Below are 12900 nucleotides of genomic sequence, written 5' to 3'. Positions count from 1 at the left end.
GACCCGTCCCATGGCCCGCGCCCATAATTCGCGACGCTGCCTGCGTCAAACGCATGGCCCCTGACATTTTTGCGCGGGCGGTGGATGGTGCCGGAATGCGGCCAAGCTGACACATTGTATCGGCTGCACAATGGCGCTACCCCATAGGCTATGCGACGGCGGCGGCGAGAGGGATAGGCACCATGTCCGAAAGCACCCCCGATCCGGCCGGGCCGGCGATCGGCGAAGGCGCTGGCGAAGGCGAGCGCGCGATGCAGATCGCGCTGGTGGATGATGATCGCAACATCCTCACCACGGTTGCGATCGCGCTCCAGGCCGAAGGTTTTGCCACCCGGCTCTATTCCGATGGCGAGACGGCGCTGAAGGCGCTGCTCGACAATCCGCCGGACTTGGCCGTGTTCGACATCAAGATGCCCAAGATGGACGGGATGGAGCTGCTGCGCCGCCTTCGCGAGCATTCCGCGCTGCCTGTCATCTTCCTCACCAGCAAGGACGATGAAAGCGACGAGGAAGCGGGCCTTGAACAGGGGGCGGACGACTACATCGCCAAGCCCTTCTCGCTGCGCCTGCTGGTGGCACGCATCCGCGCGATCCTGCGCCGGGCCGAGCCGCTACGCGAAGGGGCCGCGCCCGCCGATACCCCCGCCGAACCAGCCCAGGCCTCGATCACCCGCGGGCGACTGTTCATGGATCCGGCGCGCCACCGCGTCACCTGGGACGGCCAGCCCGTCAGTCTCACCGTCACCGAATTCCTGATCCTCGAAGCGCTCGCGGTGCGCCCCGGCGTGATCAAGAGCCGCAACCAGCTGATGGACGCCGCCTATCCCGACGATGTCTTCGTCGATGATCGTACCGTCGACAGCCACATCAAGCGGATGCGGCGCAAGTTCCGCGTGGTCGATTCCCGCTTCGGCGCGATCGATACGCTTTATGGCGCGGGCTACAGCTTCACCGATGGCTGACGCGAAGCGTAACGGGGCCAGCGGCGAACAGCTTACAGCCACGGGCCGCTTCGCGCTCACCGCGCGCATCCTTGCCGTCAACATCCTGCCGCTGGCGGTGATGGGCGGCGGGCTGTTCTATCTCGACAGCTACCGCACGCAGCTCATCGACGAACGCTTCAAGCTTGCCCGGATCGAAGCGCAGATCACCGCCGAGGCGCTGGCCGGCGCCACCCGCGAACGGCAGGAGGCGCTGCTGGTGCAGATCGGCAAGGAGCAGCGCATGCGGCTGCGCATGTTCGACAAGAACGGCAAGCTCGCCGCTGACAGTTTCGAACTCGCCGATCCCTCGTTCCGCTTCAACGACATCAATGATGATGACTGGGAGCAGCGGTTTTCGCGCTGGCTCGATCGCACGGTCGACACCATCGTCAGCGCCGAGGCGGTGCAGGACTATGTCGAGCCCGAGGGCAAACAGGCCGATGCCTGGCCCGAACTCGCCCGCGCGCGCGAATTGGGCCTGTCGCAGGTGCGTCTCTACGACTGGCGCGACGGCACCCCGGTGATCACCGCCGCCGCGCCCGTGGGCCTGCAGGGGGCGACTTTGCTGACCGTGCGCAACGCGGTCGATATCACCGAAAGCGTGCGGGCAGCGCGCACCACGCTGGGCTTTGCCATGCTGCTGGTGCTGGGGGCCTCGGCGCTGCTCTCGCTGTTTCTCGCGCGCACCATCGTCACCCCGCTGCGCCAGCTGGCGCGGGCCGCGGTGCGGGTGCGGCAAGGACGTGAACGGGAAGTCGAAGTGCCGCGCCTGCCCCAGCGCAGCGACGAGATCGGCCTGCTCGCCCGGGCGGTATCGGACATGACCACAGCCCTGCGCGGCCGGATCGACGCAGTCGACAGCTTTGCCGCCGATGTCGCGCACGAGATCAAGAACCCGCTCGCATCCTTGCGCAGCGCGATCGAATCCCTGCCCCGGGTGGAAGACCCCGCGCTGCGCAACGAGTTGATCCAGATCGCCACCCACGATGTGCGCCGGATCAGCCGGCTGGTGACCGAAATCTCCGATGCCAGCCGGATCGATGCCGAAATGAGCCGCGCGATCTTGGAGACGATCGATCTCGGCAAGCTGGTCGGCGCGATCATCGGCGGGCGCGAGGACCGCGCGGAAAATGGCGGGCGTCCGATTGCCTTGAACATCGCGGGCGGTGTGCCGCGGGTGCGCGGGGTCGGCGCAAGGCTGGAGCGGGTGGTGGAGAACCTGCTCGACAATGCCGTGTCCTTCTCGCCGCCCCATGCCCCGATCGAGGTGGAGATTGCCCGAACCGGCCAGTGGGTGACGCTGACAGTGTGCGATCACGGCCCGGGAATTCCCGAGGGATCGCGCGAGAAGGTGTTCCAGCGCTTCCATTCGGTGCGCCCGGACGAAGAGGCTTTCGGCAATCACTCGGGGCTCGGTCTTGCCATAGGCCGTGCCATTGCCGAGGCGCATGACGGCACGCTCACCGCCGAAAGCCGGCCCGATGGCGCACCCGGCGCGTGCCTGCGCCTGCGTCTGCCCGCGGCGGCGTGAACGTGGCCGGCCCGCTTGTCCTGCAAGCCAGCGCAGTGGCGATTGGCGGGCGCGCCTTGCTGATCGCCGGGCCGCCGGGCAGCGGCAAGTCGAGCCTTGCGCTGGCGCTGATCGATCGCGGCGCCGGGATGATCGGCGATGATGCGGTGACGCTGGAGCGGACGAGCGATTCCCTTATTGCCTCTCCGCCGCCCAATATCGCCGGGCTGATCGAGGTGCGCGGCGTGGGCATGATGCGGATGGCAACGGCTGCGTCTGCTCCGGTCGCGCTGCTGCTCGAATTGGGCGGACCGCAGGGCGAGCGCCTGCCTTCTGCGCCTCTGCCCACCCGCAGGATTGATGGGGTGGATGTGCCGGTGCTCGCCTTCGATCCCGGAACCATCGCCCCGGCCCAGCGGGCAGAGGCCGCGCTGGCGCTGCATGGACTGGCGGCAAATACGCCTTCCCTTTCCGCCGCTTCGGGACGAGAATAGCGCGCATGACGGATACGCCCGAAAATCCCCGCGCGCCCCAACGGCTGCTGCTGGTCACCGGCCTTTCGGGCGCAGGCAAATCCACCGCGCTCGCCGTGCTCGAGGATCTCGGGTGGGAGACGATGGACAATTTCCCCGTCCGCCTGCTCAAGCGCCTGGTCGCCATGCCCGACGAGGCGCGCGGGCCGCTCGCCATCGGCTTCGATTCGCGCACCCGCGGCTTTGTGCCCGCCGACATCATCGCGCTAGTGAAGGATCTTGCCGCGCGCGAGGATATCGCCCTCACTTTCGTGTTCCTCGATTGCGCGGGCAGCGAGCTGGAGCGGCGCTACAACGAGACCCGCCGCCGCCACCCGATGGCTGCCGGGCGCCCGGTGATGGAAGGCATCGCAGCCGAGCGCGAGCTGCTCGAACCCCTGCGCCGCTGGGCCGAGATCATGATCGACACCTCGGCCATGACCAGCAATGATCTGCAGGCCCATGTCCGCCAGCTCTTCGCCCCCGAATCCGGCGAGACGGCGGCGATGACGCTGACGCTCTCGAGCTTCGGCTTTGCACGGGGGATGCCGCCGCTGGCTGATCTGGTGTTCGACATGCGCTTCATCGACAATCCGCACTGGGTGCCCGCCTTGCGCGATTTGACCGGACAGGACGCGGCCGTGGGCGAACACATCCGGCGCGACCCTGCCTTTGCCGATGCCTTCGCGCGGATTCGCGATCTGCTGCTGGTGCTGCTCCCGCGTTACGCCGCACAGGGGAAACCCTATGTCCACATCGCCTTCGGCTGTACCGGCGGGAGACACCGCTCGGTCTACACAGCCGAAACCATGGCTGAAAGCTTGCGTGCCGCCGGATTTTCGCCCACTGTCCGGCACCGCAATCTGGGTTCGCGCGCAGCGGACGAGATCGAGCGGGATCGACGCTAGCAGGGCCAGCGCCACGTCTGGCATTGTCCAGCTCGGTGGAAACGCGTAAGGGCCGCGCCGCGGCGGGCAATTAACGGACCGAAATTCACGCATGATCGGCTTGATCCTGGTTACTCACGGTCGTCTCGCCGACCAGTTCGTCGAGGCGATGGAACACGTCGTCGGCCCGCAGGATGGTATCGTCACCGTCTGCATCGGGCCCAATGATGACATGGAACAGCGCCGCGCGGATATCGCGCAGGCGATCGGCACGGTCGACACCGGCAGCGGCGTCATCATCCTCACCGATCTGTTCGGCGGCACGCCTTCGAACCTTGCGATTTCACTGCTGGAGGCCGGGCATGTCGAGGTTATCGCGGGGATCAACCTGCCGATGCTGATCCGCCTTGCCGGCGCACGCAAGGCAATGGACGTGACGGGCGCGGTCCACGCCGCGCAAATGGCCGGTCGCAATTACATCACCATCGCTAGCGAGTTGCTGGGTCAGGACGCCCCGCCCGCAAGGGCCGAGGCCTGAAGGGGAGCCGCCGTGGGGGAGGCACGCAAGACCATTACCATCGTCAATCGCCGGGGCCTGCATGCCCGGGCGAGCGCCAAGTTCGTGGGACAGGTTGCCGCCTTGCCTGCAGGCGTGAAGGTCACCGTCAGCAAGGCGCCCAACAGCGCGGCAGGCGGATCGATCCTCGGTCTGATGATGCTGGGCGCAGCCAAGGGTGACACGATCGAACTGCTGGTCGAGGGCGATAACGCCGAGGGCGTGCTGGCCGAGCTTGCCGCGCTGGTCGAAGCCGGCTTCGGCGAGGACTGAGGCGGCCCCGCCGTCAGCCAGCACTCGTCATGCAGCGTCACATCACCGGCTTTTCCAATCCGACCGTCAAGTACCTGCGGTCCCTGCGCGACAAGAAGCACAGGAAGCGCAGCGGGCAATTCCTTGTCGAGGGGCTGCGCCTGCTCGAGGATGCGCGGGCCTGCGGCCGCCTGCCGCAGATGCTGGTGATGGCAGAGGGCCGCAGCTCCCACGATCTGCTGGCGCGGCTGGAGGCGGAGGTGGTGGCTGCGGGCGGCGAGGTGATCACCACCACGCCCGATATCCTCTCCAAGATCACCGGCAAGGAAAACGCCCAGAGCGTGGCGGGCGTGTTCGACGAATGGGACACCTCTCTCGCCGCGCTTGATCGCACAGCCGCGCCGATCTGGCTGGTGGCGCAGGCGCTCAGAGACCCGGGCAATCTCGGCACCATGTTGCGAACCGGCGATGCGGTTGGCGCAGGAGGCCTGATCCTGATCGACGACTGCGCCGATCCCTTCAGCGCCGAGGCCGTTCGCGCCAGCATGGGGGCGGTGTTCACCGTGCCTGTTGCGCAGGCGCGTTGGGAAGAGTTCCTGCCGTGGCTACGGAGCGGAACAGGCCAGCTGGTCGCTGCCTCCCTGCGCGATGCAGTGCCCTATCGCAGTGCGGCCTATCAGGCGCCGTGCTTCATTCTGGTCGGCAACGAATCGCAGGGCCTCCCTGAAGGTTACGAGATCGCCTGCGATCTGCGCGTCACCATGCCGATGAAAGGCCGCGCGGATTCGCTCAATGCTGCTGTGGCGGGCGCGGTGCTGGCTTACGAAGTGCTGGCCGCGACCGGAGGCTGATTACTCGGCCGCATCCTTGCGATCTTCGAGCGCAGGATACTCGGCCTCGACCGCATCTCCATCGGCCGCATTGTAGCGCGGCGCGCTTTCGACCAGCGGGACATCCTCGATCGCCTGCTTGCCGATCTCGATGCCCTTGTCTGCCAGCCGCCGCCCGGAGGTGAGGACATTGCGCTCAAAGCTGCCGACAAACTTGTTGTAGTTGTTGACCGCGCTCTCAAGCCCGCCGCCGACGCGCTTCAGATGTTCGCTCGCCACGCGCAAACGGTCATAGAGTTCCGCGCCCATCCGGCCGATTTCCTGCGCCTCTTTCGCCAGCCCGTCCTGCCGCCACACCTGCGCGACGGTGCGCGCGATGGCGACAAGATTGGTCGGCGTTGCCAGCAAGACGCGCCGCTCGAAGGCGAAATCCCAGAGCTCGGGGTCGGCCTCCAGCGCGGCCGTGACGAAGTGTTCGCCGGGGACGAACATGATCACATAATCGGGGGCTTCCTCAAACTGGCTCTGGTAGCTCTTCGCGCCCAGAGTTTGGACATGGCCGCGCATCGACTTGGCGTGGAGATCGAGGTGCCGCTTGCGTTCGGCTTCGTCATCGGCCTCGAAGGCGGCCTGGTAGGCGTTCAACGACACCTTGGAATCGACCACCAGCTTCTTCTGGCCCGGAACATTGATGATCGCATCGGGCCGCTGCCGCCCGTCCTCGGTGTCGACCGAATGCTCCATGATGAAGTCGGTGTGCTGGGCAAGCCCGCACTGTTCGAGCAGGTTTTGCAAGGCCCGCTCCCCCCAGCGCCCGCGCGCCTTGGGTGCATTGGTGAGCGAATTGCCGAGCCGCTGCGCCTCGCGCTTCACCTCGTCCTGGCCTTTACGCATTTCCTCGATAACGCCCGCGAGCTGCCCGAAGGCATCGACGCGCTTTTCCTCGAGCGCCTTGACCTGTTCTTCGTAACTTTTCAGCCGATCCCCAACCGGAGCGAGCAGCGCCTTCAGCTTCTCCTCGCTCGCCTTTTCGGAATGGCCGAGGCGTTCCTCGGCGCGCTTCAAAAAGGCTTCCTGCGCGCGGCCGAGCACAGCTGCACCGGTGTTCTCGAACTCTTTGAGGAGATTGGAGCGCGATTCCTCAAGCAGGCGCTTCTGTTCATCAAACGCGGCCCGCTCGGCACGGAAGCGTGCATTTTCCTCGCGCGCCGCATCGAGCTGTTCGGCAAGACCATCGGCACGCGCGGCACGTTCGCCCAAGGCCGCGACTTCGATCCGCGCCTCGCCTAGTTCGGCCACGGCGCGCTTGAATTCCGCCTCCCGCTCGGCCCCGGCAGCCTCAGCCGCCACCAGCCGCGCGCGCAAATCCGCCAGCGGGCGCGCGCCAAGGAACCAGCCGATCGCAAGACCGGCAACGAGAGCGAGAATCGAGAGAATCGCGGGGTCCATGCAACTATCCTACACGGAACGAATAGGGAACGCTAGTGGCCGAGGCGCGATATCCCAAGAAAGCGAGGCCCCGGGTCAAGCCCGGGGAGACGATAAGGCGCTGATTTCGGCCCAAAGGGCCGCGAGCGCACGCGCGCGAGCCGCAGGGGCCTGTAGCGAAGCGAAAGAACAGCCCCGACGACGAAGGCGCGGAGGCGCCCTCGCAAAAAGCTACGCTGCGCGGCGGATCTTCTCTAGCTTCTTCAGCACCATCGCGCGCTTCAGGCGCGAGAGGTGATCGATGAAGAGGATGCCTTCAAGGTGGTCCATCTCGTGCTGCAGGCAGGTCGCCATCAGCCCGTCGAGCGCTTCCTCGTGGGTGTTGCCGTCAAGATCCTGATAGCGCACGCGGCAGGTCGCCGGGCGATCGACATCGGCGTAAATCTCGGGGACCGAGAGGCAGCCCTCCTGATAGGTCGAAAGCTCTGCCGCCGGATCGAGAATGACGGGATTGATGAAAACCCGCGGTTCCTTCTTGGTGGCGGGGTGCGTGTGCTTGTGGCCGCCGTGCGCGGTGCACTCGACCGGCTCGGCATCCGGATCGTCGGGCTGGAGATCGATCACCAGCACGCGCTTGGGCACACCAACCTGAATCGCGGCAAGGCCGATGCCGGGGGCATCATACATCGTCTCGAACATGTCTTCGACGAGCGTACGCAGCTCGTCGTTGAACTCATGCGGTTCAACCGGGGTCGAGATGGTCTTCAGCCGGGAGTCCGGCACTTCAAGGATTTCGCGGATAGCCATGGGCGCCATGTAAGCGAGGCGCGCGATTTATTCAACGCACTGCGTCACCCCACCGGCCGCCTTGCGCGCAGGGCCTGGGCGAGCGTGCCCTCGTCAAGATAGTCGAGCTCGCCGCCGACCGGCAGGCCGTGGGCCAACTGGGTCACACGCAGCGGAAAGGCCTCGAGCCTTTCAGCAAGGTAATGCGCGGTGGTCTGGCCTTCGAGCGTCGCATTCATGGCGAGCACCACCTCGTCGATTTCTCCACCCTCGACCCGGCCAAGCAAGGCGGCGATATTGAGATCCTCCGGACCGATACCGTCGAGCGCGGAAAGCCTGCCGCCGAGCACATGATAGCGCCCCGGGAAGAGACGCGCGCGGTCGAGCGCCCAGACATCCGAGACTTCCTCGACCACGCACAGCGAGCGCGCATCGCGGCGCGGATCGGCGCAGATGCCGCAAGGGTCGGAGGTGTCGACATTGCCGCAGACATGGCATTCGACCAGCGTTTCGGAGACCGCCGCAAGCGCTTCGAGCAGCGCGGGCAGCGCGCTCTCGCGGTGCTTCACGAGCCACAGCACAGCCCGCCGCGCCGAGCGCGGTCCGAGGCCCGGCAGGCGGGCCAGCGCGGAACTCAGTGCCTCGATCTCTTGCGATGCCATGGAGGGGGAGATAGGGGCTGCGGCTCGCTTCACAAAGGCTCCGGGCAAAGCTTATGCGCATCATCTTCATGGGAACGCCCGAATTCGCGGTGCCGGCGCTGACCGCGCTGCATGATGCCGGGCATGAGATCGCCTGCGTCTACACCCAGCCGCCGCGTCCTGCGGGGCGGGGGAAGAAGCTGATGCCGTCGCCCGTGCAGGTGGAGGCAGAGCGTCTTGGCGTGCCGGTCCGCTCGCCTGTGTCCTTACGGAACCCGCAGGCGCAGGCGGAATTCGCGGCCTTGGGCGCCGATATCGCGGTGGTCGCTGCCTACGGGTTGATCCTGCCGCAAGCCGTGCTCGATGCGCCCGCACGCGGCTGCCTCAATATCCACGCCTCGCTGCTGCCGCGCTGGCGCGGGGCGGCACCGATCCACCGTGCGGTGATGGCGGGCGACACGGAGACGGGCGTCACCATCATGCAGATGGAAGCGGGGCTCGATACGGGGCCGATGCTGCACAAGGTCGCCGTGCCGGTCCACCGCAAGACGACGGGCGAGCTGTTTGTTGAACTGGGCGCGGTGGGCGCTGCGGCGATGGTGGCGGTGCTCGCCGACCTCTCCGCCTTCCCGCCGCAGGTGCAGGACGATGCAGCGGCGATCTACGCCCCCAAGATCGACAAGGCGGAAGGCAAGATCGACTGGTCGCAAGACGCCGCTGTCATCGAGCGCCTTGTCCGCGGCCTCGCGCCCTTCCCCGGTGCATGGTTCGAACTGGAAGGGGAACGCGTGAAGCTGTTGCTGGCCGAGATGGTCGAGGGTTCGGGAGCACCCGGCAGCGTACTTGACGATGACTTCACCATCGCCTGCGGGCATGGCGCGATCCGGCCGCTGAGGCTCCAGCGCGCCGGCAAGCCCGCAATGGAGCGCAGCGAATTCCTGCGCGGGCGGGCGGTCAAAGCGGGGACGACACTCGCTTGACCCGCTTCGCCCTCACCTTGGAATTCGACGGCACGCCGTTCTTCGGGCTGCAACGCCAGTCTCACGGGCCGAGCGTGCAGCAATCGGTTGAAGACGCGCTGCAACGGATCACGGGCGAGAGCGTCGTCATGCACTCTGCCGGGCGCACCGATGCAGGCGTGCATGCGCTGGCGATGCGCAGTCATGTCGATATCGAAAAGCCCTTCGATCCGTTCCGGCTGATGGCAGCATTGAACGCGCAGCTGCGCCCCGATCCGGTCGCTGTGACGCATTGCGAGGTGGTGCCAGATGACTGGCACGCGCGCTTTTCCTGCACCGGGCGGCGCTATCTCTACCGCATCATCAATCGCCGCGCACCGCTGACCTTGCAGCGCGACCGGGCGTGGCACGTCGCCCAGCCGCTCGACGCCGAGGCCATGCACCGCGCGGCGCAGGCGCTGGTGGGGCGGCATGACTTCACCACCTTCCGCTCGGTCCATTGTCAGGCGGCCGATCCGGTGAAGTCGCTGGACGAGCTGCGGGTCGAAAAGGTCGGCGAGGAAATCCACATTCACGCAGCCGCGCGTTCTTTCCTGCATCATCAAGTGCGCTCGATGGTGGGGTGCCTGAAGCTCGTGGGCGCGGGCACATGGCCCGAGGGCCGGATGGCCGAAGCGCTGGCGGCACGGGATCGCGGTGCTTTGGGGCTTAACGCGCCGCCGCATGGGCTCTACTTCGTCGAGGCAACCTACCCGGATTCGCGAGAGGATAAACAATGACCACCACCGGAAAGCAGCTCTTCACCACCCTGACCGACGACGGCAAGCTGACGCTGGAGGTGGCGGAAAGCCAGTTCCCCGCGCCCAAGGGCAATCAGGTGCTGGTCAAGATGGAAGCCGCGCCGATCAACCCCTCGGACCTCGCGATCCTCACCTCGGCAGCCGATTTCGAGACCGCCGAATACACCCCCGGGAAGGTCGTCGCGACCATGCCCGAGCCGTTCCTCACCGGCAACAAGGCTCGCCACGGCCAGCGGCTTCCGGCGGGCAATGAAGGCGCTGGCACGGTGATCGCTGCGGGCGAGAGCGACATGGCGCAGGCTCTCATCGGTCAGCGCGTCGCCTGCGTGCCGGGCCATGCCTTCAGCCAATATGCCATCGCTGACGCCTTCATGTGCCTGCCGCTCGGCGAGCATTCATCGGAAGTTGGCGCCTCCAGCTTCGTGAACCCGATGACTGCGCTGGGCTTTGTCGAGACCGCGAAGATGGAAGGCCATTCGGCGATCATCCACTTGGCCGCCGCCTCCAACCTCGGCCAGATGCTCAACCGCATCTGCATCGAGGACGGGATGAAGCTGGTCAACATCGTCCGCAAGCCCGAGCACGTCGCGATGCTCAAGGCGCAGGGCGCGACCCATGTGGTCGATAGCTCCGCCCCCAGCTACATGGCCGACCTGCGTGCCGCGATTGCTGAGACCGGCGCGTTCTTGGGCTTCGATCCGATCGGCGGCGGGCAGGCCTCGGACGGCGTTCTGAAGGCGATGGAGCAGGTCGCGGTCACCCAGATGAGCGAGTTCTCGCGCTATGGCTCGAACCAGCAGAAGAAAATGTATATCTACGGCCGGCTCGATCTTCAGAACCCGACCATTCTGACCGCTTCCTATGGCCTGCAATGGTGCGTTGCGGGCTGGCTGCTGACCCCCTTCCTCCAGCGCGCCGGGTTCGAGACCGCAGGCCGGATGCGCGCCCGCGTGCAGGCGAACCTCACCACCACTTTCGCCAGCCATTACAAGGCGAAGGTGACGCTGGAAGGGATGCTGGAGAAGCCCGCAATCACCGACTACCGCCAGATGAAGACCGGCGAAAAATATCTCGTCACGCCCTGGGGGTGAGGGGTTTTACCTCCCCCTCTCTTCGGAGAGGGGGCAGGACCTGCCTTGGACTGGGCCGCGCTATCCCGCGGCGCCGGGCGTGCAGAACGCCTTCGTTCCCTCGACCCGCACTGTGGCCTTCTCGCCGGGATTGACGGGCGTGACCGAGGTGTTGCCCTTCCACCCGAACCTGAAATTGACCGGCCCGGCAAGGCGGCAAACAGCGCCTTTGCCTTCGACGGCGCACATGCTGTCTGCCTGCTTGTAGTCCTCGATGGTGGCCGGATCAGCAGGCTCTGCCGCAAGCGTGGTTGCCGCCGTGCCTCCCACGAAAAACCGTTGCCCGAAGTTCAATGCATTGGCCGACCAGCCGGCCTTGCCATCAGCGAACTTGGTTTCATCGAGGCCGATATTCCTGCCGAAACGCATGCAGAAATCCGCTCCGCCACCGTCGTTGCTGTCTGCAGGAGCAGGGGCCTGCGCAGTGAGCAAGGCCAAAGCTGCGCAAAGGGTGGAGATACGGCCGAAACGCTGCACGAAGCACTCCATGTCAACCAAATAAAGTAATGCAGCCAGAACGTTAACCTGCTCCTTGCGAAGCCGCAAGTCTGCTGCGCACCCCTCACCCTCCGTCAAACGCCGTCTGCACGGCGCCCGCATCCGTCACCCCGTTCGCAATCAGGACCATCAGCAGCACCCGCGCCTTGGCCGGGCCGAGCGCGCGGGCGGCGACCAGGCCGAGCGCGTCGTCCTCCACCTCGACATTGCGGTCGACCAGCCCTTCATCGACGCGGGTGGAGCGCACCACCGGCACGCCGCTTGCAGCCGCGTCGGCCAGCGCGGCGATGACGCTTGCGGGGGCGTTGCCCTGCCCCATGCCTGCGAGCACTACGCCCTTGCACCCGATGCCGAGCAGCGCCTTGACCGGCTGTTCGTCCATCCCCGCGCCAGCGGTGAGGATCGCGACGCGCGGCAACTCCTGAGGGAAGGCATAGCGCGCGCCCTCGCATGCGCGGTGCGGCGGGCCGAACCAGTCGAGGCTGGCGGGGGTGACCCGCGCCAAGGGCCCGCGCGGGAAGCTGCGGAAGGCATCGATCGCCGAGGTCGCGGCCTTGCGGGCATCCCTCACCGCGAGCACCGCGTCGCCCATCACCAGCATCACCCCGCGGCCGCTTGCTGCCGGATCGCTGGCCACTTTGACCGCATTGGCGAAGTTGCGCATCCCGTCTGCGCCCACCGCATCCGCCGCGCGCATCGCGCCCACCAGCACGATGGGCTTGGTCGTGGGCAAGGTGAGGTCGAGCAGGAAGCCGGTCTCCTCCGCCGTATCCGTGCCATGGGTGATGATGATCCCGCCAATCGCAGGATCAGCCAGCGCGGCGGTGCAGGCCGCATGGAGCGCCTGCCATTCGGCAAAGCCGATGTCCTGCGATCCGATCCGCGCGATCTCCTGCGAGACAAGGTCTGCATCGAGGCCAAGCGCAGCAAGGTGCCCCACCAGCACCTCCAGCGCCAGTCCGCCCGGACGGTAGGCTGCGCCGGTGGCATTGCTGCCCGCCCCGGCAATCGTGCCGCCGGTGCCGAGAACGAGGATGCGCGGTGAATTCATGCCAACGGCCCTAACGCTCCGCGTGCCCCAGCACCAGAGTTGCATTTGCGCAGAGCCACGCTAGAGAACGCGGCCAC

General features: G+C 66.5%; 15 protein-coding genes. 10 read left to right on the top strand and 5 right to left on the bottom strand.

Features of this window, described 5'->3' with window-relative positions; genetic code table 11:
- The first annotated feature begins 251 nt into the window (after positions 1-251).
- The 7 genes from RSE14_RS14325 (at position 252) to RSE14_RS14295 (ending at position 5551) form a co-directional block, all read left to right on the top strand.
- Positions 252-962 carry a response regulator transcription factor gene (locus tag RSE14_RS14325; protein WP_324076934.1) on the top strand — a complete coding sequence of 237 codons (711 nt, stop codon included), beginning with the start codon at positions 252-254 and terminating at the stop codon, positions 960-962.
- Positions 955-2514 (top strand): sensor histidine kinase, encoded by a 1560-nt coding sequence (locus RSE14_RS14320; protein ID WP_324074787.1) that lies wholly within the window; start codon positions 955-957, stop codon positions 2512-2514. The genes RSE14_RS14325 and RSE14_RS14320 overlap by 8 nt, the downstream gene beginning before the upstream one ends.
- 2 nt (positions 2515-2516) lie before the next feature.
- Positions 2517-2987 (top strand): HPr kinase/phosphorylase, encoded by a 471-nt coding sequence (locus tag RSE14_RS14315; RefSeq protein ID WP_324074786.1) that lies wholly within the window; start codon positions 2517-2519, stop codon positions 2985-2987.
- Positions 2988-2992: 5 nt separating this feature from the next.
- A complete protein-coding gene (rapZ, locus tag RSE14_RS14310; protein WP_324074785.1) occupies positions 2993-3913 on the top strand; it encodes an RNase adapter RapZ in 921 nt (306 codons plus the stop codon).
- Between the two features lie 91 nt (positions 3914-4004).
- Positions 4005-4430 (top strand): PTS sugar transporter subunit IIA, encoded by a 426-nt coding sequence (locus tag RSE14_RS14305; RefSeq protein WP_324074783.1) that lies wholly within the window; start codon positions 4005-4007, stop codon positions 4428-4430.
- Positions 4431-4442: 12 nt separating this feature from the next.
- Positions 4443-4721, top strand: coding sequence for an HPr family phosphocarrier protein (locus RSE14_RS14300; RefSeq protein WP_324074782.1), 279 nt, complete (start codon positions 4443-4445; stop codon positions 4719-4721).
- Between the two features lie 29 nt (positions 4722-4750).
- Positions 4751-5551: a TrmH family RNA methyltransferase gene (locus RSE14_RS14295; protein WP_324074781.1), complete on the top strand. Its 801-nt coding sequence runs from the start codon at positions 4751-4753 to the stop codon at positions 5549-5551.
- Here RSE14_RS14295 and RSE14_RS14290 read toward each other — a convergent pair whose 3' ends face one another.
- From RSE14_RS14290 to recR, 3 genes are all read right to left on the bottom strand, one after another.
- A complete protein-coding gene (locus tag RSE14_RS14290; protein ID WP_324074779.1) occupies positions 5552-6979 on the bottom strand; it encodes a DNA recombination protein RmuC in 1428 nt (475 codons plus the stop codon). It lies immediately after the preceding gene.
- Positions 6980-7189: 210 nt separating this feature from the next.
- The gene (locus RSE14_RS14285; protein ID WP_324074778.1) at positions 7190-7765 is read right to left on the bottom strand and encodes a peptide deformylase; all 576 of its coding nucleotides are present in this window, start codon (positions 7763-7765) and stop codon (positions 7190-7192) included.
- Between the two features lie 44 nt (positions 7766-7809).
- Positions 7810-8406: a recombination mediator RecR gene (recR, locus tag RSE14_RS14280; RefSeq protein WP_324074777.1), complete on the bottom strand. Its 597-nt coding sequence runs from the start codon at positions 8404-8406 to the stop codon at positions 7810-7812.
- A 53-nt stretch (positions 8407-8459) separates the two neighbouring features.
- Here recR and fmt point away from each other — a divergent pair, with 53 nt between their 5' ends.
- From fmt to RSE14_RS14265, 3 genes are read left to right on the top strand one after another with little or no spacing between them, the layout of a single operon-like run.
- Entirely contained in the window at positions 8460-9365 is a 906-nt protein-coding gene (fmt, locus tag RSE14_RS14275; protein ID WP_324074776.1) for a methionyl-tRNA formyltransferase, read from the top strand.
- Positions 9362-10123 carry a tRNA pseudouridine(38-40) synthase TruA gene (truA, locus tag RSE14_RS14270; protein WP_324074774.1) on the top strand — a complete coding sequence of 254 codons (762 nt, stop codon included), beginning with the start codon at positions 9362-9364 and terminating at the stop codon, positions 10121-10123. Before fmt ends, truA begins: the two co-directional genes overlap by 4 nt.
- On the top strand, positions 10120-11235 hold the full coding sequence (locus RSE14_RS14265) for a zinc-binding dehydrogenase (protein ID WP_324074772.1): 1116 nt from the start codon (positions 10120-10122) through the stop codon (positions 11233-11235). The genes truA and RSE14_RS14265 overlap by 4 nt, the downstream gene beginning before the upstream one ends.
- 60 nt (positions 11236-11295) lie before the next feature.
- On the opposite strand, the gene RSE14_RS14260 is transcribed toward RSE14_RS14265, so the two are convergent.
- Positions 11296-11820, bottom strand: coding sequence for a hypothetical protein (locus RSE14_RS14260; protein ID WP_324074770.1), 525 nt, complete (start codon positions 11818-11820; stop codon positions 11296-11298).
- 16 nt (positions 11821-11836) lie between these two features.
- A complete protein-coding gene (locus tag RSE14_RS14255; RefSeq protein ID WP_324074768.1) occupies positions 11837-12823 on the bottom strand; it encodes an asparaginase in 987 nt (328 codons plus the stop codon).
- Positions 12824-12900: the final 77 nt, after the last annotated feature.

Source organism: Erythrobacter sp. (assembly GCF_035194505.1).
Classification (GTDB): domain Bacteria; phylum Pseudomonadota; class Alphaproteobacteria; order Sphingomonadales; family Sphingomonadaceae; genus Erythrobacter.
Note: the sequence above shows the minus strand (reverse complement) of the source record. Positions and strands in the feature narration are given on the sequence as shown.

Excerpts from the sequence above, each read along its gene's own strand:
- RSE14_RS14325 (WP_324076934.1), top strand. The coding sequence starts at position 252 with ATGCAGATCGCGCTGGTGGATGATGATCGCAACATCCTCACCACGGTT.
- RSE14_RS14320 (WP_324074787.1), top strand. The coding sequence starts at position 955 with ATGGCTGACGCGAAGCGTAACGGGGCCAGCGGCGAACAGCTTACAGCC.
- rapZ (WP_324074785.1), top strand. The coding sequence starts at position 2,993 with ATGACGGATACGCCCGAAAATCCCCGCGCGCCCCAACGGCTGCTGCTG.
- RSE14_RS14305 (WP_324074783.1), top strand. The coding sequence starts at position 4,005 with ATGATCGGCTTGATCCTGGTTACTCACGGTCGTCTCGCCGACCAGTTC.
- RSE14_RS14295 (WP_324074781.1), top strand. The coding sequence starts at position 4,751 with ATGCAGCGTCACATCACCGGCTTTTCCAATCCGACCGTCAAGTACCTG.
- RSE14_RS14290 (WP_324074779.1), bottom strand. The coding sequence starts at position 6,979 with ATGGACCCCGCGATTCTCTCGATTCTCGCTCTCGTTGCCGGTCTTGCG.
- RSE14_RS14285 (WP_324074778.1), bottom strand. The coding sequence starts at position 7,765 with ATGGCTATCCGCGAAATCCTTGAAGTGCCGGACTCCCGGCTGAAGACC.
- recR (WP_324074777.1), bottom strand. The coding sequence starts at position 8,406 with ATGGCATCGCAAGAGATCGAGGCACTGAGTTCCGCGCTGGCCCGCCTG.
- fmt (WP_324074776.1), top strand. The coding sequence starts at position 8,460 with ATGCGCATCATCTTCATGGGAACGCCCGAATTCGCGGTGCCGGCGCTG.
- RSE14_RS14265 (WP_324074772.1), top strand. The coding sequence starts at position 10,120 with ATGACCACCACCGGAAAGCAGCTCTTCACCACCCTGACCGACGACGGC.
- RSE14_RS14255 (WP_324074768.1), bottom strand. The coding sequence starts at position 12,823 with ATGAATTCACCGCGCATCCTCGTTCTCGGCACCGGCGGCACGATTGCC.